Source organism: Lactobacillus kitasatonis DSM 16761 = JCM 1039, from assembly GCF_000615285.1.
Taxonomy (GTDB): Bacteria; Bacillota; Bacilli; order Lactobacillales; family Lactobacillaceae; genus Lactobacillus; species Lactobacillus kitasatonis.
Genome location: NZ_BALU01000003.1, coordinates 54,480 through 80,761, shown reverse-complemented (window position 1 = coordinate 80,761; position 26,282 = coordinate 54,480). Strand labels below are relative to the sequence as shown.

The window sequence follows — 26,282 nt, the reverse complement described above, 5'->3', positions numbered from 1 at the left end:
ACTTACTTTACTTCTTTCTATTCTAAATCCAGTACCAAGACAATTTCTTCTCCATCTTTTTCCCCGTTAGGAACAAAACCAGCATCTTTATATAATTTTTCTGCATAGTCATTCCCAGGTACGTAGGACAAATATAGTTTTCCACCCTTACCTAGAGGCATTGTTTTTACGTATTTAATAATTTCATTTAATGCCTTTTTGCCTAATCTTTTGTCCTGGTATCTTTGATCAATCATAAATCTCCATAGACAATAATTATTACGGGCTACTTTTGGTGCTCTTTCCCAATCAAATACATTAAAGTTAATCATCGTAAATCCAACTAATGTATCTTTTTCGTATACAGCGAAAGTTTCAACTTTTTCATTTTCGTTTTGTGTAGCATAAGATTCCAATAAACTAACCGTATTAGTCGCAACATATCTTTTTTGATTTTCCTTAACTTTAAGGTTAACAACGTCCCAGATATTTTCGTTAGTTATTTTTTTGAATTCCATATTTACTCCCCCTTAATAAAATGTTCCTCACATTTTTAATTTATTTATATTTACATTAATCATTTTTTTATTTAATATTAATCTATCATGATTTTATATTTTTACAATAGTAAATGGGGATGGTTGAATGAAAAACAGAATAAAAAATATTCTTGGAGCAATTATTTCAATACTCGGGCTTGGAGCGTTAATATTTGTAGCCTATTTGCGGATACAAGCTCACGAATATGGAGCTCTTGTCTGGAACATATTGGGAATTATCATTTTGTTAATTGCTACTTATGTTTATTTTAGGGATGCAATTACAAATTCTACTGATGCCAATATCGAAGAAGATCCCGAAATAAAAAAGATTGAAACAAATTCCAAGGCTAAATCGTTTGATATATTAAGTAACTTGAGTTTTTGGTGCGGTCTTGTATTAATGATTTTCGCCTCACATCAGTTAAAAGAGGCACCACAGTTCTCATATATTCTTTTCGCTATTTCAGGCACATTAACAGCAATTTGGCTAATCACGTTAGTAACACAACTCTTTTATATTTTTAAATATGGTAAAGAATAGATGATACAGAAGAATAAATTATTAACTTTAGAACCTTTTAATTCATATTATTTAAAAAGTATTTGGAAAGATGGTTTTTCAAGTAAGGATCCTGAATGGGCTAAGTGGAATGCCCCATATTTTGATGACTACAAACCCTATTCCACGTTTTCGAATTTTGAGCACGGTTCGATTGCAGAGTATTTATTAAGTGATTCTTGTAAATGTATCTGCGTAGAAAAAAGAGCTATTGGGATAGTTTCAAAAAATTGGATTGATAAATCAACTAGATGGCTTGAGATAGGGATTGTAATTTATAATTCAAATTTCTGGCATGGAGGAATAGGAACTCAAGCTCTTAAAATGTGGATAAACGAGATTTTTACCTGTTATCCCGAATTAGAACATATTGGTTTGACTACTTGGAGTGGAAATAAGCGAATGATGCATCTCGCTGAAAAAATAGGGTTAAAGAAAGAGGCACAAATTCGAAAGGTTCGTTACTTTCAAGGAAAGTACTATGATAGTGTAAAATATGGAGTTTTGCGAGACGAATGGCATATGCAGTATAAAAATTGATATTGTAAAACAATGCAATAATATCTGCCTACCTTATTTCCTTGAACACGATAAAATAAGACCGTAGCTCATAAGAAGTACGGTCTTTTCATTTACTTGAGTTTTAATTCAACTGTCGCATCAGCACATTTATCTGAGATCATCATGTCGATTGGATATTGACCATGGTACTTCTTCAAATATGCTTCAGTTACTGCAGAAATCTCTGCTGGATCATCAACCGGAACATAGTCAATGTCAAAAGTTTGACCATCTAATTCAATGCTTCTGCCTTTCTTAATTCCAGATTGATATCATTTACTTTCTTTGCCCTTACCTGCTCTGAGATAAACCTTGTCATCATTGGTTACAACCCAGATAGGGTAATCTTCAAAAGATAGATAAATAATTTGTTTTTCAGTTACATCATGTTGCAATAAGTAATTACGATAAAGTTTTAATAAGTATGATTTGCCAGATCTTCTTACACATGAAATCACTTTGATGAATTCTGTATCTTTAAAAGCTATTAGTTCTTTCAGATATTGAGGTCTATTAAATAAGTTTTCATTTTGCATAATTGTTTCCTTTATAAAACAAATCTTAAGTACATTTTACCCAAATTTATTTTATAAACTATAATTATGCGACTTTTTACAGTAATTTTCACTTATAACATAAATTTACAAGAACCTTTGACTAAATTCACGTTATAAGTCAAATTATTTAGAATTCACGAACAAATAATGCAAACGAATAACGCCATCATACTTGGCAGGTGTATCGAAGATCTGCACCTTTTGACTATTTTCGTTTAAGTCATCAGTTCTTTTGGTATAGTCGGTAAGTGCATGTGGGACGCTGCCTATCAGTAAAAAGACATAGTCTGCCTTGTGCATATCTCTAAAAATTTGCTGCATCCCGTCCTCATAAGTATCCATCACCTGCACCTGACAATACTTCTTCAATTCGTCCAAGAATCCAGACGAGAACTTATTACCAACCACCAAAACTTTCTTCTGTATTGCCCACTTTAGTTCGTCCAAATTGGTGATCATAATCTCTCGACTTATCAGAATCCCTTTTCTTGTTTTCATTTCTCTTAATTGCTTTTCTTAAGAGCTCTCTTCTATACTTGGCATTTTTTGTGGATTATCATTTGGCATATTGTTTTTGTTAAATCCCATCACCCTTGCACGATACATCTAATTCACCTCTTATGATTCCGAACTTATGTTTTGATCTACTAAATTATAGCAAAAATAAAATGCAAAAGAAATAGCCCGAAGATCGACGTCTTCGGGTCATTTCATCTCTATTCAAACACCGTCTCCCAATTAGGATCCTTGCTTGCCTTGAAACACAGTTCGATTTGTTCCTTCGTATTTCGGTCAAGTGATAGCTTAGGCAAATTATCTAGTGCAAAGTAATCACATGCATCAGTTTCATCGTTTGGCACAAACTCGCCACTTATTTCCTTACATAAATACAACACCTTCGTCACATGAGTTGCTAAAACAGGTTTATTATGACGATTTCTATCTTGAACAGCGATCAGTTTAACTGGCTTAACAATTCTGCCTGATTCTTCTCTTGCTTCTTTAACACAATTTTGTGCGGTAGTTTGATCGTAATCATTCCAACCACCTGGAAGCGACCATTCCTGAGCCATTCTTTCTCTGACTAGAAGAATCTTATCATCCTTAAAAATCGCAGCTCTAGTTTCAATCTTGGGAGTCTGATAACCTTCATCCCCTAAGAACAAAGTCTTAATCTGTTCTTTTGGCAAGCCAGTCTTGGCCTGCATCATCTCACCGGCAATTTTACGCACCTGTTCATAACGTTCACGATCAAAAACATCCTTACCGTAATGCAAACCTGCTTGAGCGATACTCTGCAAATTTGTTGCCCACTTAGTGAATTGATCTATTTCTTCCATTAAAAATCCTTTCATTGTCATACTAAAGATTACTACTGTCAGTAAGAAGATCCACGGTTAATCGATATCGTCTGGGCCAATAAATGCTTGATGAACTCTGCGCCAAAAGGCAGGTTTTCTAAAGTTATCAAAATAAGCAGCTTTAGGTGAAACTTGGTACTTAATTTTTTTAATATGCGTAGAATGTTTAAATTCAACACCATCCGCACCAATAAAATAATAGTCTTCGAGGCCCGGCTCAGGCACAACGGCAATGATTCTCTTTCACCAATTACGATTGAAGAAGAAATTGTCCGATATACACGGTTATTAATTGAGGACATTTCTGACATTTGAATAGCTTTCAAAGTCGGACTAACAATCGCTCCACCTAATGACTTGTTATAAGCAGTTGAGCCCGTTGGAGTTGAAACACAGAGTCCATCACCATTGAACCTTTCAAATAGCTGTTTGTTGAGAAAAACATCAGCCTTAATATTTTGAATACTTCTTCTAAAAGTAATTTCATTTAAACCTGTTAAGACAGTCTCTTCTCCATGGAATCTTATCTTGGCTCAAAGTTTCGATGATTTCCTCAATTGTTAATTCATGCCAAGTATAAAAACCTAGCTGACCAGTATGAATACTAACAAAACCAATATGATCGATCTGATCAAAATACTTATGAAAAGCTGACATCAAGGTTCCATCGCCACCGATGGCAATAACTATATCAGGATTTTCATCATCAATTTGGAGAATACTGTTTTTCCCTGTTATTCGCAATAATTACAATTTTAGTTATAGAAAATATCTCCTTCAAGTACTATCTAGTAATGTAATCCAAAATTGCAAACATTACATCCCTGTTTTCTGCTGGCACACCATGTGCAATAATCTCACTAGTGTTTTGCTTCAAAGCGTTGTTATCATATGGGTATGAACTATCATTAATGGCAATTTCACGTAAGTTGTCTTCCATTGGTTCAAAGTGGAATTGCAAACCGACGATGTTGTCGCCTAATAAAAAGCCTTGGTTTTCAAGCAAGTCACTTGAGAACAACAACTTGCCACCTTCTGGAATTGAAAACATTTGTTGATGCCAGTGCAAAGCAGTCAACTTGTCAGGGATGCCTGGAATTTCATGATTCTTCAAATATACAGGAGCCCAACCTACTTCCTTGTATTTAGCATCTGAAACTTCACCGCCAAAGGCCATGGAAATTTGTTGTGCACCAAAGCAAGCGCCGAACATTGGTTTGTGTTCTTTGGCTAACTCCTTGATTAATTCTCTTTCTTGCTTGATCCATGGGAAGTCGTCGTTAGGACTCATTGGTCCGCCCAAGATTACCAACATGTCGGTTTCATCTGCAGTTGGTAACTTGCCAAAAGTAGCTGGATGATATACGTAAAATTCGGCGTTGTGTTCATTAGCCCATTTTTCAATTGAACCTGGACCTTCATTAGGTGTATGTTGTAAAACGTTGATTCTCAAAATCCATCCCTCATTTCGATATCTTTTTACTATAATATTTTTAGTTCATTATACACGGGGAACAAAAAAATGTGACTAATAATTTGCAAGTCTATTCTTATTTATTGCAATAATCTAACTTACCATAGAAAAATGCGATCCAACTAAAAAAAGCGAGAACCGACTATAATTAGTGCAACAATAAGCAAGATATAAATAGTTGAAATTGTAACTTTTAATTTTCCATATTTCGACTTTAATCGATCTTTGAAATGCTCTAATACTTTGTCACTGACAATATAAATGTAAATTATCGTTACTAACAAAACATTATATAGTGATACATCTTTGGGTGTAACAAAATACAAGATCCAATAGATAATCAGCAAACCGATCATTAATACATAGCCAGTAATATTGATAATTTTGTCGATCTTCGGCATATTTTTCTTTTTAGCTATATATTCTCCAGTTCCTAATAAAGCTAAAAGAACTAAAAGTGGGAAAAGCCAATTTCCGTCACTAAAGATACTCAATAACATATTTCTATCCCCTTTATCTCTTTATTAATTAAATTTAAGTTTCTTCAAACTGATCGGCCTTTTTATTGATAATTGAAATCTGTTTAAATTGATCATCTTTATACTCAATCTTAGCAACCGATGCATTGGTAAAACCAATTTAAAAGACCTTTTCAATATCGATACCAACGGCGACAAGAAAGTTAAAGATTGCACCTGCATGAGAAACCACTAGGACGTTTTCATTTTCTTTGTTTTCTCTACCAATCTTCGTCATCGTATCAAGCATTCTCTTTTGAACCTGATCTATACTTTCTCTACCATACTTCACGAAGAAGTCACCATAAGGAACAGGTGGATTCAAACGCTCATCTTCTGTTTCAAATGAACCGACGTATTCTTCCTTCAATCCCTTTAAACGTTTATAAGGCAGTTGATGCATAAGCTTTATCAAAATGAATGTTGTTTTCATTAAAATAGCGGCCCATTTCTTTTGCTAGGTTAATTCCTTTTTCAGTCAAAGACGAATCAACCCCACCCTGGATCTTATGCCATAAGTTAAAGTAAGTCTGGCCATGGCGCATTAAATAAATCGTAGTCATAAGTCTTCCTTTCAAAATATTCTTATGATTAGATTAGCACACCATACAAAAAAGGGAATATACCAAATTAATTTGTGCACTCTTTGGTGAAATTACCCCAACTGAAACTTTCATGTATGGGTTAGCGTAGTCAACGACTTCTTTTCTTTCTAGTGTAACTGTGAAGTTAGCCAAAACGATATCAGCTTTATTTGAATTCAAGGTATCTACACGGTTGTTGGCGTTAACCTGGACAAATCTGATTTTTACGCCTAAGTCTTTAGCCATACGGCGAGCCAAGTAGACATCGTAACCTATACGCTTACCGTCGGAATTAACCCAACCATATGGTGGCAGGTCGCCAAAAACGGCCACTCTGATATAACCACGACGTTTGATTTCAGAAACACCATTTTGACTACTCCAGCGACTAGCTGAAGTACCACTATTTAGTCCTTTTTGTGTAAAGCCAAAATAAGCAGAAACGACGACTAAAATGATGGCTAGAACGCTAATGATCCAATTAAAAATATTCTTACCTTTCATTTGCGTCCTCCATTAGAAGTCCATACTATCTAAGAACTCACGCGCACGGGCTGTTTGTGGATTCTTGAAGAAATCTTTTCCTGGTGTATCTTCAAAAATTCTGCCATCTTCAAGGAAAAGCACTTCATCCGCAATTTTCTCAGCAAAATTCATTTGGTGAGTAACGACGATCATGGTCATATGGTCTCGGTTTGATAAATGCCCGACGATTTCTTGCACGCCGTGAACCATTTCGAGGTCGAGGGATTCTTTCACACATCAAGTCGAAAGAGATACCTGATTAGAATACTTGAAGCTGCAGCGATTACCTGGGCTGGTGAAATAATTATCAACTTGGCCTTTCATAATGTTGATCCAGTGACCCACAAAATGACGATTTATTCTATTCTCGAAGGAAATAATATTTTGGTAAACATTAGCTCTGTACCTTGGAGTAATGTGGGTGCTTGATTTATTCAGGGAAAATAAGCACAAGATCTATTACTTAATCCTAGTGATCGTCCTACTAGCAGCTAGTTTAATCTTTGAAGGCGGCATTTACCTGTGGGCGGTTCTACTCATCTTCTACTTTGGCTATCACAAGCCTACGTCTCAATCAATCGGTATCTTCGTTTGGTGTTTGCTCTTATTCATTAAAGCCGTGATGACAGGAATTCAAACCAAAACAGGTTTATACTCTGCATTAACTTTTGATAGCGAATGGATGATGATCTCTGTATTGCCATTTATTTGGCTTTATAATGGTCAACGTGGTAAAAAGAGTTGGATTACCAAATATTTCTTCTATATCATCTACCCTGCTCACTTATGGATTTTGATGATTTTAAGATATTTGTTTATCAAATATGAATTACAATATTAATTATTATGTAAAACAAGTTCAAGTTGCTTTGTTTTTTTATTAAATCGGTAATACATTAACCAATCATCGTTATATTGCCTGTCTATATGTAATTCTCTAACATTTTTTTGATAAAGAATGATCTTTATGCTCTACAAGAAACTTTTTATCATACTTGACAATTGCTGCAACACATTTCTTCACTTCATCCATTGGATAATTTTTCTTACTGTATCTTTTAGCAGATCGAATAAAAGATGGAGTGTATTTAATTTTCATTCTTTATTTCCTTATCAAAAGCTTCATTAAAATCTTCAAGTGAATCAAACTCGCCTGCAAAGGCACCACGATCTGCCTCTACTATAACTCTATCTAATTCCGTCACTGGCTTTAAAGTTAAAGGAATACTCTTTGTATGCTGAACTTCTTTCAAATACATTTTAATTCCTGTGCTTAAGTCCAAACCATAATATTTAAATATAGCAGTTACTTCTTTCTTATCTTTCTCTGGCATTTTAAAGTTTACTTGACTTATCTTTTCTTTTTCCATCGTCATAATATCAACTCCTTACTTTTATTTTGTATAATAAACAAAGTAAAGAAATAAGCTATATTATTTCTTTACCATTGCTATATAGAAAAGGGCATAATTCTTACATTTTTAAGAATTATGCCTTTTCTATTATTTTAACTATCAACCTTTTTATTTCTTAAATTTAGCAAGTGAACTAACTAACGACAAGAGAGCTGATAATAGCATCCCTCCAGCCATCAAATACATCCCCATCATCATATTGCCTGTGAAAGTGAAATATGCCATCGCGGCATATAAAATCACGAAAAACAATTTTACCCAAATATTATCACACATCATTTTTGACTAGCCCCCGTTGTTGCATCATCCATACCACAGCCTTCGGTATCCATACCTGGCATCCAAACATCCTCTGGCTTAATGCCTTTTTCTTCTGCGAAGGCTTTAGTCAAAGTCTCCATATCCATTAAGTGGTATTTCTTAGGATGATCTGAATCAAAGATTTCAATTTGCGCCATCATGCCGGCATCTTCATGTTCAATGATGTGGCAGTGATACATGAACACACCAAGAAGTGGAAATTCGACTCTTAAGCGAACCGTTTCACCAGGACGAACTGGAATAGTGTCCTTATAACCATATTCATTTGGAAATGGTTCATGTCCATTTCTTGAAACAACTGTGAAGTGGGTGCCATGAATGTGGAATGGGTGAATCATACCATGTTCCTTAGTATTAGTGTTAGTTACATCCCAGTATTCAGCTTGCCCTACCTTTTGCTTCATATCGATTCTTTGCATTGAAAACTGCTTGTTATTCATCATATTGTGTTCATCCATGGTAACTTTGCGAACAGGCAAATCTGGATCGACTTCTGGTAATTTGGGTTCAAACAAAGTGTCAGGAATGACAGAATCGTCTTTTTCAAAATGATGAATTCTAAATTCAATGAGTTTAAAGTCATCAGTATAAAGATTTACGACATCACCTTCATGATAGCCTGAGAAGTCAACTACCACTTGAAGTCTTTCACCAGGCGTAACCATGATCTTAGTCATTTTAACTGGATGTGGTAAGAAGGAATCATCCCCAGCAATTTGCGTCATTACAATATCATCGTCAAAGTGCAAACGCCATTCACGTCTATTTGATCCACCTAAGAATAATAATCTTACCTTTTGGGTAGTGACATCAATATAAGGACGAATCGTACCATTGATCAATGGAGTTTCACCCAAGATGCCCATTGCATCATAATCAGCACGATAATCTAGTTGATTATCTTTGTGGTAAGTACGATCTTGCAGAATTACTGGGAACTCATCAACACCATAGTTCTTTGGAATTGGCAGCTTTGCTTCTTGGTCATCTGTAACAACCACTCCCATTGCTAAGCCCATCCAAACTTGAGCGGCAGTTGATGGACATGGATGAGCGTGAAGCCAAGTTAAAGCTGCTGGTTGGTTAACAATGAATTCAATCTCTTTTTCTTCACCTGGATATACTGGTGCGTGGCAACCACCATCTGTGTTTGGACCTGGGACTTCCATGCCGTGCCAGTGATAAGTAGTAAGTTCTGGTAAACTGTTCTTTAGTTTAACGTGAACATGTTGCCCTCTCTTTAAAACCATTGTTTTACCAAGAATAGGTGCATTGTAACCCCAGGTCTTAGTTGCTTTACCTGGCAGTAATTGAACTTTGCTTTCGATTGATTCAATCGTGTACCAAACATCGTTGCCTGATACTTTATCTGGTTTTAAAACTGGTGGGATCGCTAAAGGTTTTGCTTCAACGCCATCAGGGATGCTGAGCTTTTTGTAGCGAAAATGATTTTTGTCAAAGTCTTCTTCATCAAGGAAGTAATCTGTATAAATTTTGGTCATTTTGTTTTCCTCTCGTTCTTCTTCATTTCTGATCAGCACTAAATTAGCACTATTTTCGTATGCAATCAACGGCTTAAAATACTGTTATTAAAACATTGATACCGCTTTCATATTTATGAAGAATTGACGTTATTTTTATCTTCAAGTGCAAATAAACGCTGTCGAGAAAAAATTTAAAAAGATAAGAAAAACATGTTTTATATTAGCAAACAAAAATTATTTAATTATTTTTTTGAGAGATCATTTTTTGGCTTGCTGGTTATTAATTTTTGCAAAGAAAAAGTCAGAACAGTTTTTGAATGCTCTGACTTTCTTTTTATCTAAATAAACTAACAATCCCACTAATTAAAACAAGTGCTGCGATCCAATAAGCTTGTATTGCTTGGAAGTGGGTCTCGCCTTCTTTTTTAAGGCTATTACTAATTTTACGTCCACGGACAAACACAAAAATTGAAATAATGATCAAGCAAATACCAATAACCACATAAGCGGTGTGACTGAAATGTGTGATTGTCGTTGTGCATAAAATCATACTCAAGCCAAAGACAATAAATAAAATGCTAAAAGCTATACCAGAGTAAATAATCAAAGAGTCATTAATAACTTTTTTACGTTTTGAATTATATCAAGCAAAATAAAGGATTGAACGAACTTCGATCAATCCAAGCACTATTAGAACAATTCCGAAAACAATCGCTTGATACTTTTATTGGCATTCAAGCAATGAGCTACAACGAACGCTATTTCAATCGAATCCACAAAGGTTTTGGTCAGGTTCAGGATACCTTAGAAGCCTACTTTGATTAAAAAATCAATCTACGAGAAAAATCTATTTACACAAAAAATTTGACAGTTTCGATTGCGTAATATTTGTCTATTAGGCAATAAGTTCAGCAAGCATGTTATTTGACATAACATAAACAAATTCAGTATGATTAAAGTAAGCAGATAGTAATTATTATGCAATGAATAAAAGATCACGATAAAAGAGGTGGATGTCATGTTATTAAATAGAAATAAGTTATTTGCTACTAATCACAAACAAAGATGGTCAATCCGTAAATTGACTATTGGCGTTGTTTCCGTTTTAGTTGGCACAACAATAGTGTTTATTAATAGTACAAATACTGTATTTTCTGATCAACTTGATTCGAAGACTGAAAACATTTCGAAGGCAATAGAATTGATTTCAGATGATAATACTGCTAGAACTGTTGGAGAAGAAACTAACTCTGATTTGCCAGAAACTGTGACTGAGGAAACAGTCAGCTTAGTAAATAATAATACTGTTGAAGCACAAAATGAGGATAGTACTTTAACTGAAACTTCAGATTCAGAAGAAACTCAAGTAATTACTCCAGAAAATGAAGATGCTGTGAATACCAATACTGCAGAAACTGTATCTACTGCAAAGCAACAAAATGAAGATGATACACTAAAGAATAAAACAGTAGTACAAGCAAGTGCTCCAGTAAGTGTCGCTACCACAAAAGTTGATACACATGACAAGGCTTCTTTGACACGAAATCAAATTCAAGCACAATCTAGTGGTTCCCAATATCAACCAAAAGAAAGCGACGAAAGAAAGGAAGAATCTTCAGGAGCTTCAGAGGCTAACTACTATGCAATCTTTCGTGAAGTAACTATCATTAAACCTGATGGTAAAGAAGTGGTTCTACCTTACCAAGTTTTGGGTTCAATTTATTTTAATTCAGATGAGAGCAAGAATAATCAATTGCAGAAGCTCGGGTTTGAGCTCTTGAAGCTCCACCAATGGAAGGATATAACTCGCCTGTTATTCCTGCAATTTCTGTATCTATTTCTGATTTTTTGAATAATGATATTACTGATCCAACATACGATGATTATCTATATGATGGTCATCATCCTATACAACGTCAAAGTTTGGAAGTTGTACCCCTTCCTGACGACACAAAATATGATGTTGACTATGAGAAATTTTCAAAGGTGTTTGATGAGGAATACAAGGATAACTATGATTTAAGTGATAATGACTTCGAGGCTTTATTAATTAAAGAAGAATATTTTTACACTAAACCTATTGAAGGTAAGGAAGAAAAGACCATCACTAGAACAATTAATGTTCATTTGCCTAATGGTGAAGTACAAACTACTACGCAGCCTGTTACTCTAGAGCGGACCTACACTAGCGTTGCTGGTAGTGACGAAAAAACTTATAGTGATTGGACTAAGGGTTTATGGGAAGCTTTCACCGTTCCTGAATTAGCTGGTTACACTGCTCTTTCTATTTCTGTTGATGCAGTTGAAGTAACTTCTGAGAGCTTGGATGCTGTTGTCGATATTTACTACAGAACTGATGATCCTGCTATTGTTAGTGGCAAAGAAGAAAAGACTATCACTAGGACAATCAATGTTCACTTACCTAGTGGTGAAGTACAAACTACTAAGCAACCTGTTACTCTAGAGCGGACTTACACTAGTGTTGTTGGTAGTTATACTAAAAAGTATGGTCCTTGGACTACTGGAATATGGGAAGCTTTCACTGCTCCTGAACTAGATGGTTACACTGCCCTTCCTACTTCCGTTGATGCAGTTGAGGTAACTTCTGAAAGTTTGGATGCTGTTGTCGATATTTACTACAGAGCTGATGTACCAGTTCTTCCAGCTACTCCAGTCGACCCAACGGATCCTTCTACTCCAACCACTCCAGTTGATCCAACAGATCCTTCTACTTCAACTACTCCGGTTACACCAACGGATCCTTCTACCTCGACTACTCCAGTTCATCCAACAGATCCTCCTACTCCAACTATTAATGTAAAAAACAACATATCTAATGAACTTGCCAGCGGTTCAAAAGTTGAAGACGAAGTAGACGCTACTACAGATTCACAAGAAAAATTGCCACAAACAGGTAATAAATCAAGTGTAATTTACTCAATTTTTGGATTGATTTTAACTTCTCTTCTTGGAGTATGGGCATTTGTTCGCAAGCATTAATAAGATTCGTAAATTTTTAAAATAAACTAATATCTAACCATTAATATATGTAAACCGAAAGATCCAAATATGAATCTGTAGTGACCCCCGAAATTCGGACATGAATTTCGGGGGTTTACTATGGCTAAATTATCTAAAGAAGATAAACTTCACATTTTTGAAGAGTGGAAATTAAAAGGTACTACTTACTTAAGTAAAAAATATAATGTTAATATAGCTGGAATTAGTTATTTAGTCGCCTTAATTAATAAGCATGATATTTCTAATCTAGATAAAGGCTATACTTCCTATACTAAAGAATTCACGGAAGAGGCCATTAAACGTGCCCTTTTAAATGGTGAAGCTGCTTATGTTGTATCACTAGACTTAGGATTACCAAGTAAAAGTATGTTAATCGATTGAATTCGATACTTATCTAGAAGCAATTATTATGACATCCTTAAACTCGATGATTATGATGACTTGAAGCATCATGATATGATTGAACGTATTAAAGCTATCTACACGGAAATTGCTAGCAGATACGTTGCTCCTGGTTACCGTATGGTTACAGATCATTTACACAATGAAGGGCTTAAAGTTAGTCGTAAAACAGTCAGTCGTTTAATGCGCAAGTTTAAGCTATTTGGCTATTCAATTAAGAGTAAAAGAAAATATTACAGCTACAAGGGCGAAGAAAGGGATAGAATCAAACCAGATTTAGTTAAACGACAATTTTTTAGTATTAGACCTAATCGGCTATGGTACACAGATATCACTGAATTTAATCTTAGAGGTAAGAAATTGTATCTCTCACCAATTATTGATGGCTGTGGACGTGATATCTTAGCTTTCAATATCTCACGCAGCCCTAATTTAAAACAGGTTATGACAATGCTAGATGATGCTTTCAAAGATAATCCAGCACTTAATGGTTTAATTTTCCATAGTGATCGTGGTTGGCAATATCAACACAGGGAATACCAACAAGCTTTAATTAATCATGGTATTGAACAAAGCATGTCTCGTAAAGGTTGTTCTCCAGATGATGATCTAATGGAAGGGTTCTTTGGCATTCTAAAAAGAGAAATGTTCTACGGTAAAGAGTCTACTTACGCTAATATTGATGAACTTGAACAAGCAATCATCAAATACATTCACTATTACAATACAGAAAGAACAAAGGAAAAACTAAAAGGACTGACTCAAATACAATATCGGAATCAATCCTTAGTAGCTTAATATCAATAAAGTGTCCAATTTTCTTGGGTCACTACACTTCTACGGTTTACTTCATCAATTGACGTTTTTTAGTGCAATTCTTGTAGGCTTAATGTTTATGCTTTTTTATAAAAAATAATTAAGCACAAACAACTGATAATTGATGCATTAACCTCGTGCATTCCAATCGACGCAGCCATTTTGATAGGCATCGTCTTTTAGTAAATCTGACAATTTTAATTGATCTAAAGATGGCAAATAATTCTTTTCTTTAGGATATTCTTTCAAATACTTATTGATAATATCTTTAAAATTGCTCTTCATACGTCTTGCCGGTTCTTGATTTTTTAAACGTAAAAGTGATTTGTACACTGTATTGTATAAAAATTCATCATCACTATTCTTTATTATCAGCAGTGAATAATTGTGTGCGACACGATTCCTGAAATATCGCATGGACTCGATGACCTTTTGAAAATCAGCAAGTGACAAGTCATTCTTAAAAACTCGCTTTAAAATTATTGCTTGCTGTTTATGGTGCAACAAAAAGAAAAGGTTGCAAGCAACGCCAAATGACATTTCTTTTATTAGAACCCATGTGGTAATTTCATTACTGTACAAGTAATTATATCCATCGAACGGTTCAAGATAATTTTCTTTAATTCGACGAATTCTACTTCTTAATTCACCACGTCTGATTACTCTTCCCGTCTGCATAACATATTTTTCTTTTAAAAGATCCTCGAGTTTTAATCTAGACTCTTGATAAAAATTGAACTTTTTAGCTTTTAGTTGCGCTACGTACAATTCCATTACATCTATTAGTGCGGCTTTAAATGTTTGCTCGAATAGCTGTAGATCAATTAATGCTTCATTTTTTAAATTCTGATCTAGTTGATAAAAAGCATATATTTCTTCAAAAGTTGTATTTAGTCTAACCTTCTCGCTATCGTTTTCAATAAAATGGTCAAGATACTGATAAATAATTTCACGGTAGCCACAAGTTGGGACTTTATCGATAAAATATTCTTCATCATTAATCGTTACTCCAAACTCACGGCAAAAATCCATGCGCAATCTAGTTATATCTTCAAAATCATTGTTTGATTTAGTCATTACTTTCATCTCCTCTTGCAAAGAACGATTTTTATATTATTTACTATACCTTCTTTTATAATTACTAACAAAAAAGTCGCAGTAACATAGCATTACTGCGACTTTAGCGAGATTTATAATGAAGAAAATAGGTTATACAATCACTTCACAAGGAAGGATGTTTGTCCAGCCATGTATAATGGTAGTCCTCTTTCTTTCATTTGTTAAATCAATATATAAGTTAAAGATTATTTACGTCGTTAATTTATTGCATCCTCAATCGTAGCCGATTCATGAAATCCGTATTCTACTCCTCGAATTCTTACCACAGGAATATTCACTCCACGTTGGCCCATTACCAAGCCAGCTGTACTGGCTAGCATGTCGCACAGTGTTTCAATATATTTTTTACCATCATGCTGCGTTTTTCTTAAACCATCTATTCCATATAATCCCACGGCAACTTGATTAGCACCTTTTTTATCCACTCTACCATCACTATCAGTAATAACGATGGCAATTTTGACCTTTAAGGCTTTACCAAGTCTTTCTCCAATTTCTCTAGCAACTAAATCACAGTTTTCAGGAAGTACAATTGCTTTATCTACTTCTTGTCTATCTACCCCAGCGCTTGTCAAAAAGAGACCAGTAGGAAGCCAACCACCAATATAGTTGTCAGCAATCATAATCCTGTTCCCAGTTGCATCTTCAGTTTGATCTAAGATCACTTGGATTAGTTCTGGGCTTTTTCTAGGAATTTTTTCATGAATTTCTTTAGCTAACTTGGAAGGAGTAATATTGTTAAGATCAATTATATTTCCATAAGCTATGGAACACATCTTAGAAGATATGCACAAAATATCTCCATTTTTCAAATCAAACTTTTGATTATTTATTGTGTCTAAAAGCACCTTGCCTAGATCACACTGCTTTTTTAGTTGAGAGACACCATTTAGACCTTCTATACTAATCATTTTTCAAATCCCTATAGAAGAAAATGTTGGCAGAATCTTCTTGAGCCGTGCCACGGTAGCTACGATTATCAAAGCCGCCAATGTCAAAACTGTGCTTTAAGTAAAACAAGCAAGCTGAGGCATTAGTATCTTGGCCAATCGTATAAACACCTTGCATCCCTAGCTTTTCCGCCTTATGCATGCAAGCCTCAATTAATTTGCCGCCTACGCCTTGACCACGATAGTCACGATTTACTTTCAAATCATCTAGATAGAGATATCTGAACATATCTTTACGTAAAACGGCAAGACCTACACAAGTATCACCATCATACGCACCTAAAAATGTTGCGTCATCTTTTGTGACATTATATCGTTCATCAGGAAAACAATCTTGCGTCGGCTTTTCATTTTTTTCAACTTCATAGCTCCATTTTCCATGATCTATGCTAGGAATCATGCGTCCCCAAATTTCAAATGGTTGGTTAGGAATTCTAGCATCTTTATTATGAGCTGCATCAATTTTACGAATAACGATTTGTGACATATAAGCCTCCCTTATTTTTTCTTTAAGTATACACTACAAAAGCATCCCCATTACTAGGGATGCTTTTATTAATAATCTTCATTTTTTACCAAATGAATCTAATCAATGCTTTGTTAACTTGGCTGTTATTGTGCAGTGCACTATGTTGACCGCCTCGACCGCGAATCATTAATTCTTGATATGATTTGACACGACCATATTTGTGCCATTTTCTAGATTACCAAAAATGTTTAACACATTGGTTTCACGAGGAAAAATATTTCTAAGACTTAATAGTGCGCGATATTCCGGTTCCATTCGGCTAGGCTTACCCGTTTTAGCATCAATCTTCGTTTTAGTAGGTTCGTCGTTGATGCCGACGATACCATCATAATGTCTAGCCATGGATACCCAGTGTTCAACACCCGGAAAATCTTTTTGCGCGTGGTAACGACGAATGTAGTTAGCAAATTCTAGATTACCCATTGAGTGAGATACAACGTTAATCTGGTGGTAACCGTATCAATCATTAACTACATTTGACATATCTTGCACCTATTGAATAATATGCCTTGGTACTTAGTATATGAACCATGAGCATTAGTCAACTTATTGTCGGCAAAGTTAACTTCTACAAGTGGGTTCTTCGCATTTTTAGTAATTTTTCCAATTATCTTTGCTTGACCATTTTTATTGACGTTTACTCGAACTATTGTGTTAGATACACCAGCTTTTTTAATGGCGGCTGTCATATCTTCTTCAGCATGATAGCTGCTTCCCCAGCCATGGAAGAAGAATGTAGGGATATTTTTACTAGTGACTTTGGTTTTTCTAATAGACTGCACATCATTTTCTTGTTGTTGATGCTTATTAAATGCAAAAACACCGGCGATTATCAAAATGATGACGATAATCGCACTTATCCAATATGCTTTTTTCTTCATTCAAATCCTCTTTCTAAGATTTATTTATAAATAAATCTTACTTAAAAGAACTCATAATGTGAAATACCTATTTAGATTGCTTTTCGATAGCTAAAGCTATGGGAATATTTTTTATCATTTTAGGTTTTCTTGATTTAGATCAATTTTTATTTAAATTATCGCTCCTATACTGTAGTCAACAAGTGAGAAAACTAAACGAAAGGAAGAATCATTATGACTAAATACATTGCTAAGATTACTGCTTTAAATGCTGACAAGATTGGAGTTAGCCACATGGAACTGCCGAATTTACCGAAAATGGCGATAAGCTTCATATCAAGGTTGAGATGTTCGATACTCCTAAAAACATCGAACACTGGGAACACTTCCATGGTTTCCCTGATGGCAGGGATGCACAAGTTCCAACCATGGCGCAAGATGTTAACCATGATGGTTATATTGACTTACCAGAAACAGAGCCAGTTTCAGGTACAACAATGGTGCCATTAGATAGTGCTCCAGAAGACATGAACATCCCTCACGATGGTTATCCAGTTGCTGATGAAAATGGCCACTACGAATATGAAGTTGATGTTCCTTTAGATAAGCTTCAAGCTAAGTTTAAAGAAGCCTTTGGTTCAACTGACCTTCAATTAGATAAACGTGTTGTTTATGTCCACGGTGTGCCAGCCGATTTAAAGTTGCCTGATTCTGTTAAAGGCGATGTAATGAGTTACGATGCTCACACTACTTTACCTATTGCTGCAGGTAAAATTGTAAAAGCTTAAACCAAAAGATCTCACAATTACTAGATTAATGTCTAATAATTATGAGATTTTTTATTATGGTGGTATCTTAGTAGCTATGAAGATCAAAAAAATTACAACTAACAAAAAACAATATCTTTCTCTACTCCTTCTGGCTGATGAGCAAGAAAGCATGGTAGATAAATACCTTGACCGGGGTAAGATGTATGTCTTGTTTCAAGATGATACAGCTATCTCAGAATGTGTTGTCACTGATGAAGGTAACAAAATTTTAGAAATAAAGAATTTAGCCACTAATCCAGACTTCCAACATCAGGCTATGCACAAAAACTCGTTGAATTCATTGAACAAAAATATCGTGGTCAGTTCGATATTCTTCAAGTTGGCACTGGCGATAGTCCTCTCACCTTGCCTTTTTATGAAAAAATTGGTTTTAAAGTCAGTGGTCGCAAACGAAATTTTTTCGTTGATAATTACGACCATCCAATCTTCGAAGCTGGAAAACAACTTGTAGATATGATTTATTTACAAAAGAGACTTTAACTACAAAAAACGCTCAACTTCTGCATTTTGACAGAAATCGAGCGTTTATTATTTTATCTATTAGAAGTTAACTTTATCTGGATCATTAGCCAAACCAGCTACACCATGTAATCCATCAAGCTTAACCATATCTTCAGGACTAATTTCAAAATCAAATACTTCTGCATTTGCCTTGATGTATTCTGGATGAACTGACTTAGGAAGTGGTAAGAAACCATGTTGTAATGACCAACGAATCAAAACTTGTGCTGGAGACTTGCCATAATTTGCGGCAACTTCTTTAACTACATCGTTACCTAACAACCCACCTGTACCAAGTGGACTGTAGGCTTCGTTAAGCATATCGTATTTCTTATTTTCAGCAACAACCTCAGGTTGTAAGTCACTTGGATTCAAGAAAATTTGGTTTACTACAGGCTTGATTTCTGCATTTTCCATTAATGCATCAAGGTGACGCTTTCTAAAGTTAGATACACCAATTGCACGAATCTTACCTGCTTGAACAGCTTCTTCCATAGCTCTCCAACTTTCAGCATTCAATTCAGCCCAGTTGTCGCGCATGTTAGCTGGATTTGGCCAGTGAATCAAATACATGTCCAGGTAGTCAAGCTTCAAATCAAGCAAACTTTGATCGATGGCCTTCCTAGTCTTTTCATAGCCATGATCTGAGTTCCATAACTTGGTAGTAACAAACAATTCATGACGGTTAATACCACTCTTTTGAATAGCTGCTCCAACACTATCTTCGTTACCATATGCCTTAGCAGTATCGATATGACGATAGCCAGCATTCAAAGCTGCCAAAACAGATTTTTCAGCAACTTCACCATCTGGTGTTTGCCAAGTACCAAAACCAACGATTGGAATCTTAACACCGTTGTTCAACGTATAAGTATCTTGTAAAGAATTAAATTTCATGTTTTCTCCTAAATTATATATTTATAAGTAATTACATTAAGTATAAACTAAAAAGCTTTGTAAGCGCTAAAAAGCGACCTACAAAGTTTCATTAGTTACTTATCGATTTCAGGAGCTTCATTAATCTCAGCTTGCATCATCCAGATTCTCTTTTCGATATCCGTATGACAGCTAGTCAAAATATCGTTGCTACCGTAGTCTCCTTCTTCATCACTAGCTTTAATTCCTTCTTCATAAAGCTTATCTAAATAGCGGTAGCCAGCAATAATGGTCTTGAATCTATCTTTAGTCGAAATGCCCCATTCCCCAGGCTTGTCTTCTAGTTTAGTATGTTTCAATACTTCAGATAAACTTGAATAAGGTGACCCATCAATGGTAATTAATCTTTCCGAAATTAAATCTCTTTGTTCATCAAGCTCGTCCATAACATCGTCGAGGTATGGGTGAAGTTTCAAAAAGTTTGAACCTCTCATGTACCAATGCTGTTGACGAGTAATCATGATAAGTTGAGTTAAATCAGCAACTGCTTGATTTAAAATTTCTTTTGTTTTGGTATATTTCATATAAAGCCTCCTTTAAACCGATTTCTTTAATTGTAGCATCTTTTTCTTAAAAGTACTAATAATTCGACCTAAAACAAAAAGACACTTCTTAAAAAGTGTCTTGAATATTAATCTTTATTTGTTAATCTAATTCGATTAGGGAAAATAAATGAAATCACTGGAATAATCAGATACAAAATCATTGCTACTCTTGGAATATAAAGAGACATGATTATCAAAATAATATTAATAACTAGATCAAATACGCTTCGTATTACAAATGATTTATTCATAACAATTCGCATTATTTGTGAATCCTTCACCGTCTCTTTTGCCCCAAAATATTGAGTCAGAATTTCAACTACTTTTGCAATTAAAAAGACAACACCAAAGTTCACTACTGCAAAAGTCGATGTTTCAGCCATGATCCATTTGTTCATCACTGGAAAAAGAGATAAATCCGCTAATAGCATAAAATCCATAATTGTTACAGTTTTTGTTGGTCTAACAATATAATATAAAAACGATAAATGCAGATCATAGCAAAAATCAGCAACTATGAAGAAAGGACAGCTATATCACTCAAGAAGCCTTTATAATGAACCTCGTTGATAGCTGGCTGTATTTCCAACACAATGATCGTAATGATGATGGCCATTACCCCATCATTGAAAGCTGGCAAATGCTCCCTTAAATTTGCAGGCTCTTCTTTTTGAGCAGCTTTAAATTGCTCTTGCATATCAGCTAGTTTTTGCTTTTCTTCATCAGAAAATTTATCCAAGGTATTTTTAAAAATAATGATGTAAAGATTGCTATTGTAGCCTCAAAGTTTAATGAGATTGTTACCCATCATTTAGTTGACGGTGCATTGGCTACCCTTAAGCAATTTGGAGTAAACGAAAAGAATATTGATGTTTATTGGGTACCTGGTGCTTTTGAAATCGGCTTTACCGCTAAAAAGATTATGCTTAGTGATAAATATGATGGCATCATGACTTTAGGTGCTGTGATCAGGGGTGAAACTGATCACTACAGTATGATTATTCAAAATGTTACAAGTGCAATTATGCAGATTAATTTGGAAGCCAAGATACCTGTCACATTTGGAATTTTGACAACTGATGATATTGAACAAGCTTTGCAAAGAGCTGGCTTAAAGGCTGGTAATGAAGGTAGTTCTACTGCTCAAACTTTATTAGAAATGATCTCTTTGAATAAAATGATGAACTAAAAAATTATTGTACAAAAAAAGCATCCCAAATTTAGGGATGCTTTTTAGTTATTTTACTTAACACTAGCTAAAGCTTCATCAATTGGTGTATCACCAGAATTCATCATGATAACCTTACCAATAGTATTATCATGCTTGAGGATTTCAGCCAATGTCTTTGCTACATCAGGAATTGGGTTAGAAGTTACCCCAGTTACATCTAGACTTATCTTACCTGTACCCTTTTCCTCAGTTAAGTTAGTTGGTTGCAAAATGGTATATTTAAGATCACTTTGGTTTACTAAGTAGTTATCTGCAAAGTACTTGGCAATAGTATAATCTAAGATTTGATCCAAGCCATCAATATGCCACATGTCTGGTTGAAGAGCAAAGATCGAACTAAGCATAATGTATCTTTCAATGCCAAGCTTCTTTGCTGCTTGCATTGTCTTTACAGCGCCGAATGCATCTGTCTGAAGTAAATCTTTACCACGAGAACCTGCAGTAAAGTAAACGGCATCGCTGCCTTTCATCAATTTAGCAAGATCATCCACACTAGCATGGAGATCCATGTGAACCGGCTTTACATTATTTAGCTTAATAATATGGTCTTCATGCGTGCGCCAGCTACAACGGTATTACCGTCGGCAATTAAGTCTTTAATTAATTCAGTTGCGACACGACCTGAACCACCAGCTACAAAAATTCGCATAATCTATCCTCCTCAAATTAATACAATATATTCGTCAAATTTCAATTCAAATATAATACAGCTTATTTTTTGTAAGTCATCAAGAATTTGCATTTAATAGATTTAGACGTTTACTTACTTTTGTTTTTGTAGATTGGCGTTTTTTGATTTGGTGTGATGCTAGATAGTTAGTTTTTATTAAAAATATTTAGTAACAACTTGCTTTAGAAACATTAACTATAAAAAAAGATCCCGACTTCGTCGAGATCCAAAAATTATTTTTCTTACTTAATTTCTAAATAATTTTCTGCATTTCTTAAATCGTCAATTGATAATTGACCTGGGGCCGATGTCTTTCCCACTGCACCGAATGATAAGCTAGAACCAAATACTTGTCCTGCAATTCTAGTTACCTTGCCAATATCTCCCATTGCCATAGTGATTAATGGATTATCAATTGCTTCATTTACCTCATTAGTTGCACTTAATAAGGTCAAAACGTCTTTTGCGTTATGAGGCATACATGCAAGCTTAGGTACATCAGCACCTAAAGCTGCCATCTTCTTCAAACGAAATTCAATCACATCTTTAGCAAGTACTTTTTCAAAGTCATGATTACTCATAATTACGACTACATTATAATTATGTGCTTCGGCAACTAATTCCTTAACACGGTCTTCATTGTGGAATAGTTTAATATCAACGGCATCCCCTAATCTATTCACGATGATGGTGTTAAGTAAATTCAAGTAGCCTTCTTCATCAAGCTCAAGAACGCCGCTCATCTAATTGATGCCCTTTTAAACGATGAACTCGATATTGTTTTAGCTTCAATGTCGCAAAGACAGGACATTAAGGATAAAATTAATACCTTCCACTTAGTTGATCAAGAAATCTTAGCCGCTGTGCCTTTTGAAAATCCTTTGGCTAAACAAAAGGACGTCTCTTTAAAAGAGCTCGTCCAATATCCTTTTATTTACTATTCTGAAAAAAGCGGCTTGCGTCCGCAACTGGATCAAATGTTTAACAAGGCTAATATCAAACCAAAGATTTTAATTGGAGCAGTAGAAGATCATACCATTATCGGTTTTGTTCATTGGAATTATGGTGTTGCAGTCGTTACAAATTTACCTCAACTAAATCCAAATGAAGTAAAATTGCTTCACTTGAAAGATAAAATTGGCATGCACCCAATTTACATCATCACAAAGAGCGATCACTTCTTGCCACCAGCAGTTAATCGCTTTAATGAATTCGTACAAAAATATTGCTACCAAAATTATGTTAGCAAAGACAGGCTTATCTAACAAAAGTGTCTGGGAAAAAACTACCTCTTAGATGTAAAAAGACGATCAAGCTAACTCTTAATTTGAGTTGCTTGACCGTCTTTTTCTTTCTGTTTTTATTTGTCAATAATGCATATTGGTCCTTCGACCATCTTCTGGCCCAATATTTGCTTAAGTTCATCATCATAAAGGCTATTCCAACATCTGTTTCTACTTTATTTTTACCACTTAAATGTGTTGGGCGCATACCAAAAACTTTTCAACAGCTTTGCGCCAGACAAATGTATAGCGGTTGGCATCAGCTTCAATCTTGGTACCATCGATAAAGATAGCCCCTTCATTGATAAGTCCCTCTTGCTCTAATAGGTTAGTGAAGTAAAGGAGCTTTTCTTGATAAGCTGATTGGCATGATCGCTAGATCTAAAGTTATTGATGGTATGGTAGGAGATCTTCTGATACTCTGCCAGCACCATCATGGGCAAATTTTCTTCCAGCATTAATTCAATTTTTCTACCTGAAAATACCTTTCTAGAATAAGCAAAAAGCAGAATTTTAAGCATCATGGCTGGGTGATAAGCTGGGCGTCCAGTTTGAGCGGTATTATCTAGCAGTACTTCTTCTGGAATAGAATCCACGAACCAGCTAATAACAGTAGGCAGATGATTATTAGGAATAGTAAAATCTAAATTGAGTGTTAAAGCTGTTTGACCTGTGATATAATTTTGAATACATTAATAAGCCTTCTTTCATTTTTGTTTTGTGGTGATTCAATAATATCAAGGAAGACTATTAAAGTACAGAAAAAGAACGATGAGATTCGAAATGAAAATCATCGTTCTTTTTTGATCTGCCGGAACTAGTTTTTTCCCAGACACTTTCTTTTACTTTTATTCTGATGCACCAGAAGTTACATCAATTGGTTTTTCATCGCTGCTATGATTGTAGTTGGCATTATCTGCCGCTGAAGTACCTGCGACAAAGCCTGAAGCGTATGACCAGGAATTCATCATACTTGGCATTGAATCACGACCATTTGCTCCACCAATAATTTCACCAGATGCATAGAAGTTAGCTACAGGTGCCATTGCTGTATCAAGTAGCTGCATTTGGTCATTAGTTTCATAGCCGCCTAAGGTTGTACAGAAGCTGAGTTTTTGTTCAACGATGTAGTAAGTATCGCCTTCATAAGCATGCAAGAATTTAGGATCACGGCCAAACTCTGGATCATATTTTGCCTTTACATCTTGTTCATAGTTATCAAGCGATTCCTTCAATGTAGCATAATCGATACCAGCTTTTTCAGCGGCAGTCTTCAAATCACCCTTAACTAAGACAGGACTCTTTTTACCATCTAAGTCAAAGTAGCCTTGAACTTCATCTTTATTGAAGCCGTACTTAAGCATCAATTCATAGAAGCGATCCCACATCTTTTGATCCATTACCACATAGGCAACTTTATCTTTTTGCTCTGCAATTGCATCCCTAAAATGCGTATATGGTGCAGATTCATCAACAATTCGCTTACCCGCTTTAATAACGAAAATCGCACCCATATCACCCACTTCTTTAGTTGAATAAGTGGTCAATTTAGCAATTCCTGGTTCAACTTCTAAACCATGAGGATAGATCTTGTACCAGTTGAGGTTGCGAGAAACCAGATTCATATTCTTAGCAAAATTGAAGTAGTCACCAGTTGATGTCATTGGACCATAGTATGGAATATCAGTGGTATGTTCCTTATAGTCTTTGGCACCAAAACCACCAGCAGCTAAAACTAAAGACTTGAATTTTACGTTAACAGTTTGATTCTTACCTTCGGCTACTAATGAAGTGAGAACGCCTGTGTCATTCTTGTTTAACTTCTCAACGCGAGCATCAAGAATAATCTTGCCGCCTTTTTCTTCAAAAGCCTTGGCTACTTTAGTAATTAATTCATATGAACTTTCTGAAGGCATTTCAATCTGTCTATTTACTGAGTGTTCAACTGTTTGAGTTTCGGCTTTTTGGTATTTCAAATTGGCAAATTCTGTAATAAAGTCAACTGCACGACCAATATTATTAGCCAATAAGTTAGACAGCATTGGGTAATTGGTACCCTTACATTCTCTAGTAATATCTTTAACTAACAAAACTGGTGAATCTTCCTTAGCAGTTTTGCCAAAGAGTTTAGCTGAAACTTTTGAACCTGTGCCAACTACGTTAGAACCATTTAAAATAGTAGCACCGCCCAAGTAACCATTCTTTTCTAAAACAACTACGCGTTTGCCCATTGATAAAGCACGACATGCTGCCATCAGACCTGCCATACCGGAACCAATAACTGCTACGTCTACGTTTAAATTAATTTCCCTGTGTTCCTTAGGCTCAGGCTTAGCTAATTCAATATCTTTATCTTCTAATGCTTTTTTACCTGAATCGAGCATTGCTTGTGTCATTAATGAAGCGCCAGATACAGCATCAACATCGAAGCTTTGATTATCAATTACGCTATTCTTTAATTTATCAAAAACTTGGTTAAAGATTGCAGGGGTTTCTGCACTCTTAGTTACTTTGACGTCATCAATATGATTGCCATCAAGGTCAATATCAAAATCTATTTGTCCATTACGGCCGTCTGCTTTAGCCTTAATAGTTTCTTTACTCATTTTGTTTCTCCTTTAGCCGCATTAATTAAATCGCATTCATTATAGCTATAATCTATGATTAAAGAAATAAATTTGTTTTAAAAGTTCAATAGATATTTTCTAT

Annotated in this window: 29 protein-coding genes and 11 pseudogenes; 11 read left to right on the top strand and 29 right to left on the bottom strand. The window is 35.1% G+C overall.

The window, feature by feature from the left end:
* Window positions 1–17 precede the first annotated feature (17 nt).
* A complete protein-coding gene (locus JCM1039_RS02875; RefSeq protein ID WP_025014575.1) occupies window positions 18–497 on the bottom strand; it encodes a GNAT family N-acetyltransferase in 480 nt (159 codons plus the stop codon).
* 127 nt (window positions 498–624) lie between these two features.
* Between JCM1039_RS02875 and JCM1039_RS10480 the strand changes: the two genes are divergently transcribed.
* A complete protein-coding gene (locus JCM1039_RS10480) occupies window positions 625–1,062 on the top strand; it encodes a hypothetical protein (RefSeq protein WP_155831097.1) in 438 nt (145 codons plus the stop codon).
* Complete coding sequence (locus JCM1039_RS02865) at window positions 1,063–1,620, top strand: GNAT family N-acetyltransferase (protein WP_025014574.1); 558 nt, start codon at window positions 1,063–1,065, stop codon at window positions 1,618–1,620. It abuts the gene before it with no gap.
* A gap of 293 nt (window positions 1,621–1,913) precedes the next feature.
* Here the strand turns inward: JCM1039_RS02865 and JCM1039_RS12420 are convergent, their stop codons facing one another.
* The 11 genes and pseudogenes from JCM1039_RS12420 to JCM1039_RS11905 all read right to left on the bottom strand — a co-directional run.
* On the bottom strand, window positions 1,914–2,177 hold the full coding sequence (locus tag JCM1039_RS12420) for an AAA family ATPase (RefSeq protein WP_025014573.1): 264 nt from the start codon (window positions 2,175–2,177) through the stop codon (window positions 1,914–1,916).
* Between the two features lie 144 nt (window positions 2,178–2,321).
* Window positions 2,322–2,696, bottom strand: a complete 375-nt coding sequence (locus JCM1039_RS02855) for a hypothetical protein (protein WP_025014572.1) — start codon at window positions 2,694–2,696, stop codon at window positions 2,322–2,324.
* Window positions 2,697–2,914: 218 nt separating this feature from the next.
* Window positions 2,915–3,538, bottom strand: coding sequence for an NUDIX hydrolase N-terminal domain-containing protein (locus JCM1039_RS02845; protein ID WP_025014571.1), 624 nt, complete (start codon window positions 3,536–3,538; stop codon window positions 2,915–2,917).
* Between the two features lie 57 nt (window positions 3,539–3,595).
* On the bottom strand, window positions 3,596–3,784 hold the full coding sequence (locus JCM1039_RS12540) for a diacylglycerol kinase catalytic domain-containing protein (RefSeq protein WP_025014570.1): 189 nt from the start codon (window positions 3,782–3,784) through the stop codon (window positions 3,596–3,598).
* A 50-nt stretch (window positions 3,785–3,834) separates the two neighbouring features.
* Window positions 3,835–4,014: pseudogene (locus JCM1039_RS12960) on the bottom strand (NAD kinase); the annotation flags it as partial.
* Between the two features lie 28 nt (window positions 4,015–4,042).
* The gene (locus JCM1039_RS12135) at window positions 4,043–4,303 is read right to left on the bottom strand and encodes an NAD(+)/NADH kinase (RefSeq protein ID WP_236692616.1); all 261 of its coding nucleotides are present in this window, start codon (window positions 4,301–4,303) and stop codon (window positions 4,043–4,045) included.
* A gap of 40 nt (window positions 4,304–4,343) precedes the next feature.
* Window positions 4,344–5,012: a type 1 glutamine amidotransferase gene (locus tag JCM1039_RS02830; RefSeq protein ID WP_025014569.1), complete on the bottom strand. Its 669-nt coding sequence runs from the start codon at window positions 5,010–5,012 to the stop codon at window positions 4,344–4,346.
* Between the two features lie 143 nt (window positions 5,013–5,155).
* The gene (locus tag JCM1039_RS02825; protein WP_025014568.1) at window positions 5,156–5,533 is read right to left on the bottom strand and encodes a hypothetical protein; all 378 of its coding nucleotides are present in this window, start codon (window positions 5,531–5,533) and stop codon (window positions 5,156–5,158) included.
* Window positions 5,534–5,672: 139 nt separating this feature from the next.
* Window positions 5,673–6,096 (bottom strand): annotated as a pseudogene (locus JCM1039_RS10470) (histidine phosphatase family protein).
* Between the two features lie 69 nt (window positions 6,097–6,165).
* A pseudogene (locus JCM1039_RS10465) lies at window positions 6,166–6,639 on the bottom strand (transporter substrate-binding domain-containing protein); the annotation flags it as partial.
* A 12-nt stretch (window positions 6,640–6,651) separates the two neighbouring features.
* Window positions 6,652–6,894: pseudogene (locus JCM1039_RS11905) on the bottom strand (amino acid ABC transporter ATP-binding protein); the annotation flags it as partial.
* 187 nt (window positions 6,895–7,081) lie between these two features.
* On the opposite strand from JCM1039_RS11905, the gene JCM1039_RS10455 reads away from it, so the two are divergent.
* On the top strand, window positions 7,082–7,501 hold the full coding sequence (locus JCM1039_RS10455; protein ID WP_162148739.1) for a TraX family protein: 420 nt from the start codon (window positions 7,082–7,084) through the stop codon (window positions 7,499–7,501).
* Between the two features lie 96 nt (window positions 7,502–7,597).
* Here JCM1039_RS10455 and JCM1039_RS12535 read toward each other — a convergent pair whose 3' ends face one another.
* From JCM1039_RS12535 to JCM1039_RS02785, 4 genes are all read right to left on the bottom strand, one after another.
* Complete coding sequence (locus JCM1039_RS12535; protein ID WP_236692615.1) at window positions 7,598–7,759, bottom strand: type II toxin-antitoxin system RelE/ParE family toxin; 162 nt, start codon at window positions 7,757–7,759, stop codon at window positions 7,598–7,600.
* Window positions 7,749–8,030 carry a type II toxin-antitoxin system RelB/DinJ family antitoxin gene (locus tag JCM1039_RS02795; protein WP_244438033.1) on the bottom strand — a complete coding sequence of 94 codons (282 nt, stop codon included), beginning with the start codon at window positions 8,028–8,030 and terminating at the stop codon, window positions 7,749–7,751. Before JCM1039_RS02795 ends, JCM1039_RS12535 begins: the two co-directional genes overlap by 11 nt.
* A gap of 153 nt (window positions 8,031–8,183) precedes the next feature.
* Complete coding sequence (locus JCM1039_RS12365; protein WP_167330317.1) at window positions 8,184–8,354, bottom strand: hypothetical protein; 171 nt, start codon at window positions 8,352–8,354, stop codon at window positions 8,184–8,186.
* Window positions 8,351–9,898: a multicopper oxidase family protein gene (locus tag JCM1039_RS02785; RefSeq protein WP_025014565.1), complete on the bottom strand. Its 1,548-nt coding sequence runs from the start codon at window positions 9,896–9,898 to the stop codon at window positions 8,351–8,353. The genes JCM1039_RS12365 and JCM1039_RS02785 overlap by 4 nt, the downstream gene beginning before the upstream one ends.
* Before the next feature lie 687 nt (window positions 9,899–10,585).
* Between JCM1039_RS02785 and JCM1039_RS11895 the strand changes: the two are divergent.
* From JCM1039_RS11895 to JCM1039_RS02760, 4 genes and pseudogenes are all read left to right on the top strand, one after another.
* Window positions 10,586–10,705 (top strand): annotated as a pseudogene (locus JCM1039_RS11895) (IS256 family transposase); the annotation flags it as partial.
* Window positions 10,706–10,898: 193 nt separating this feature from the next.
* Window positions 10,899–11,732, top strand: a complete 834-nt coding sequence (locus JCM1039_RS02775; RefSeq protein ID WP_025014563.1) for a YSIRK-type signal peptide-containing protein — start codon at window positions 10,899–10,901, stop codon at window positions 11,730–11,732.
* Window positions 11,672–12,880 carry a mucin-binding protein gene (locus tag JCM1039_RS02770; RefSeq protein ID WP_025014562.1) on the top strand — a complete coding sequence of 403 codons (1,209 nt, stop codon included), beginning with the start codon at window positions 11,672–11,674 and terminating at the stop codon, window positions 12,878–12,880. Before JCM1039_RS02775 ends, JCM1039_RS02770 begins: the two co-directional genes overlap by 61 nt.
* Window positions 12,881–13,000: 120 nt before the next feature.
* A pseudogene (locus JCM1039_RS02760) lies at window positions 13,001–14,101 on the top strand (IS3 family transposase).
* A gap of 147 nt (window positions 14,102–14,248) precedes the next feature.
* Here JCM1039_RS02760 and JCM1039_RS11890 read toward each other — a convergent pair.
* The 6 genes from JCM1039_RS11890 to JCM1039_RS12825 all read right to left on the bottom strand — a co-directional run bounded on the left by JCM1039_RS11890 (window position 14,249) and on the right by JCM1039_RS12825 (window position 17,598).
* Complete coding sequence (locus JCM1039_RS11890; RefSeq protein WP_081775137.1) at window positions 14,249–15,196, bottom strand: Abi family protein; 948 nt, start codon at window positions 15,194–15,196, stop codon at window positions 14,249–14,251.
* 239 nt (window positions 15,197–15,435) lie between these two features.
* Window positions 15,436–16,149 carry a coenzyme F420-0:L-glutamate ligase gene (locus JCM1039_RS02745; protein ID WP_025014559.1) on the bottom strand — a complete coding sequence of 238 codons (714 nt, stop codon included), beginning with the start codon at window positions 16,147–16,149 and terminating at the stop codon, window positions 15,436–15,438.
* A complete protein-coding gene (locus tag JCM1039_RS02740; RefSeq protein ID WP_034532898.1) occupies window positions 16,142–16,675 on the bottom strand; it encodes a GNAT family N-acetyltransferase in 534 nt (177 codons plus the stop codon). Before JCM1039_RS02740 ends, JCM1039_RS02745 begins: the two co-directional genes overlap by 8 nt.
* Window positions 16,676–16,760: 85 nt before the next feature.
* The gene (locus JCM1039_RS12835) at window positions 16,761–16,844 is read right to left on the bottom strand and encodes a hypothetical protein (protein WP_269082130.1); all 84 of its coding nucleotides are present in this window, start codon (window positions 16,842–16,844) and stop codon (window positions 16,761–16,763) included.
* Complete coding sequence (locus tag JCM1039_RS12830; RefSeq protein WP_269082129.1) at window positions 16,844–17,140, bottom strand: alpha/beta hydrolase; 297 nt, start codon at window positions 17,138–17,140, stop codon at window positions 16,844–16,846. Before JCM1039_RS12830 ends, JCM1039_RS12835 begins: the two co-directional genes overlap by 1 nt.
* Before the next feature lie 47 nt (window positions 17,141–17,187).
* Entirely contained in the window at window positions 17,188–17,598 is a 411-nt protein-coding gene (locus JCM1039_RS12825) for an alpha/beta hydrolase (protein ID WP_269082128.1), read from the bottom strand.
* Window positions 17,599–17,811: 213 nt separating this feature from the next.
* Between JCM1039_RS12825 and JCM1039_RS10435 the strand changes: the two are divergent.
* A pseudogene (locus JCM1039_RS10435) lies at window positions 17,812–18,365 on the top strand (hypothetical protein).
* Window positions 18,366–18,441: 76 nt separating this feature from the next.
* On the top strand, window positions 18,442–18,858 hold the full coding sequence (locus JCM1039_RS10430) for an N-acetyltransferase (RefSeq protein WP_244438032.1): 417 nt from the start codon (window positions 18,442–18,444) through the stop codon (window positions 18,856–18,858).
* A gap of 89 nt (window positions 18,859–18,947) precedes the next feature.
* Here JCM1039_RS10430 and JCM1039_RS02720 read toward each other — a convergent pair whose 3' ends face one another.
* The 3 genes and pseudogenes from JCM1039_RS02720 to JCM1039_RS10425 all read right to left on the bottom strand — a co-directional run bounded on the left by JCM1039_RS02720 (window position 18,948) and on the right by JCM1039_RS10425 (window position 21,086).
* Entirely contained in the window at window positions 18,948–19,805 is an 858-nt protein-coding gene (locus JCM1039_RS02720) for an aldo/keto reductase (RefSeq protein ID WP_025014557.1), read from the bottom strand.
* 95 nt (window positions 19,806–19,900) lie between these two features.
* Window positions 19,901–20,368, bottom strand: a complete 468-nt coding sequence (locus JCM1039_RS02715) for a Dps family protein (protein WP_025014556.1) — start codon at window positions 20,366–20,368, stop codon at window positions 19,901–19,903.
* 107 nt (window positions 20,369–20,475) lie between these two features.
* Window positions 20,476–21,086: pseudogene (locus JCM1039_RS10425) on the bottom strand (TMEM175 family protein).
* Between the two features lie 12 nt (window positions 21,087–21,098).
* Between JCM1039_RS10425 and ribH the strand changes: the two are divergent.
* Entirely contained in the window at window positions 21,099–21,578 is a 480-nt protein-coding gene (ribH, locus tag JCM1039_RS02705) for a 6,7-dimethyl-8-ribityllumazine synthase (protein ID WP_025014555.1), read from the top strand.
* A gap of 53 nt (window positions 21,579–21,631) precedes the next feature.
* On the opposite strand, the pseudogene JCM1039_RS10420 reads toward ribH, so the two are convergent.
* Window positions 21,632–22,269: pseudogene (locus JCM1039_RS10420) on the bottom strand (NAD(P)H-binding protein).
* Window positions 22,270–22,532: 263 nt separating this feature from the next.
* A pseudogene (gene aroD / locus JCM1039_RS10415) lies at window positions 22,533–23,027 on the bottom strand (type I 3-dehydroquinate dehydratase); the annotation flags it as partial.
* Here aroD and JCM1039_RS02690 point away from each other — a divergent pair.
* Window positions 22,992–23,555 (top strand): LysR substrate-binding domain-containing protein, encoded by a 564-nt coding sequence (locus tag JCM1039_RS02690; RefSeq protein ID WP_081775135.1) that lies wholly within the window; start codon window positions 22,992–22,994, stop codon window positions 23,553–23,555. The pseudogene aroD and the gene JCM1039_RS02690 overlap by 36 nt on opposite strands.
* 231 nt (window positions 23,556–23,786) lie before the next feature.
* Here JCM1039_RS02690 and JCM1039_RS11885 read toward each other — a convergent pair.
* A pseudogene (locus JCM1039_RS11885) lies at window positions 23,787–24,262 on the bottom strand (transposase); the annotation flags it as partial.
* Window positions 24,263–24,421: 159 nt separating this feature from the next.
* Entirely contained in the window at window positions 24,422–26,179 is a 1,758-nt protein-coding gene (locus JCM1039_RS02675; protein ID WP_025014551.1) for an FAD-dependent oxidoreductase, read from the bottom strand.
* Window positions 26,180–26,282 lie beyond the last annotated feature (103 nt).

Excerpts from the sequence above, each read along its gene's own strand:
- JCM1039_RS02770 (WP_025014562.1), top strand. The coding sequence starts at position 11,672 with ATGGAAGGATATAACTCGCCTGTTATTCCTGCAATTTCTGTATCTATT.
- JCM1039_RS10430 (WP_244438032.1), top strand. The coding sequence starts at position 18,442 with ATGAAGATCAAAAAAATTACAACTAACAAAAAACAATATCTTTCTCTA.
- JCM1039_RS12825 (WP_269082128.1), bottom strand. The coding sequence starts at position 17,598 with ATGAAGAAAAAAGCATATTGGATAAGTGCGATTATCGTCATCATTTTG.
- JCM1039_RS02675 (WP_025014551.1), bottom strand. The coding sequence starts at position 26,179 with ATGAGTAAAGAAACTATTAAGGCTAAAGCAGACGGCCGTAATGGACAA.
- JCM1039_RS02785 (WP_025014565.1), bottom strand. The coding sequence starts at position 9,898 with ATGACCAAAATTTATACAGATTACTTCCTTGATGAAGAAGACTTTGAC.
- JCM1039_RS02775 (WP_025014563.1), top strand. The coding sequence starts at position 10,899 with ATGTTATTAAATAGAAATAAGTTATTTGCTACTAATCACAAACAAAGA.
- JCM1039_RS02825 (WP_025014568.1), bottom strand. The coding sequence starts at position 5,533 with ATGTTATTGAGTATCTTTAGTGACGGAAATTGGCTTTTCCCACTTTTA.
- JCM1039_RS02845 (WP_025014571.1), bottom strand. The coding sequence starts at position 3,538 with ATGGAAGAAATAGATCAATTCACTAAGTGGGCAACAAATTTGCAGAGT.
- JCM1039_RS02720 (WP_025014557.1), bottom strand. The coding sequence starts at position 19,805 with ATGAAATTTAATTCTTTACAAGATACTTATACGTTGAACAACGGTGTT.
- JCM1039_RS02740 (WP_034532898.1), bottom strand. The coding sequence starts at position 16,675 with ATGTCACAAATCGTTATTCGTAAAATTGATGCAGCTCATAATAAAGAT.
- JCM1039_RS02875 (WP_025014575.1), bottom strand. The coding sequence starts at position 497 with ATGGAATTCAAAAAAATAACTAACGAAAATATCTGGGACGTTGTTAAC.
- JCM1039_RS12420 (WP_025014573.1), bottom strand. The coding sequence starts at position 2,177 with ATGCAAAATGAAAACTTATTTAATAGACCTCAATATCTGAAAGAACTA.
- JCM1039_RS02715 (WP_025014556.1), bottom strand. The coding sequence starts at position 20,368 with ATGAAATATACCAAAACAAAAGAAATTTTAAATCAAGCAGTTGCTGAT.
- JCM1039_RS10480 (WP_155831097.1), top strand. The coding sequence starts at position 625 with ATGAAAAACAGAATAAAAAATATTCTTGGAGCAATTATTTCAATACTC.
- JCM1039_RS12830 (WP_269082129.1), bottom strand. The coding sequence starts at position 17,140 with ATGGGTAATCTAGAATTTGCTAACTACATTCGTCGTTACCACGCGCAA.
- JCM1039_RS12535 (WP_236692615.1), bottom strand. The coding sequence starts at position 7,759 with ATGAAAATTAAATACACTCCATCTTTTATTCGATCTGCTAAAAGATAC.
- JCM1039_RS02865 (WP_025014574.1), top strand. The coding sequence starts at position 1,063 with ATGATACAGAAGAATAAATTATTAACTTTAGAACCTTTTAATTCATAT.
- JCM1039_RS02855 (WP_025014572.1), bottom strand. The coding sequence starts at position 2,696 with ATGAAAACAAGAAAAGGGATTCTGATAAGTCGAGAGATTATGATCACC.
- JCM1039_RS02745 (WP_025014559.1), bottom strand. The coding sequence starts at position 16,149 with ATGATTAGTATAGAAGGTCTAAATGGTGTCTCTCAACTAAAAAAGCAG.
- JCM1039_RS02795 (WP_244438033.1), bottom strand. The coding sequence starts at position 8,030 with ATGGAAAAAGAAAAGATAAGTCAAGTAAACTTTAAAATGCCAGAGAAA.
- JCM1039_RS11890 (WP_081775137.1), bottom strand. The coding sequence starts at position 15,196 with ATGACTAAATCAAACAATGATTTTGAAGATATAACTAGATTGCGCATG.
- JCM1039_RS12835 (WP_269082130.1), bottom strand. The coding sequence starts at position 16,844 with ATGATTCGCGGTCGAGGCGGTCAACATAGTGCACTGCACAATAACAGC.
- JCM1039_RS12365 (WP_167330317.1), bottom strand. The coding sequence starts at position 8,354 with ATGATGTGTGATAATATTTGGGTAAAATTGTTTTTCGTGATTTTATAT.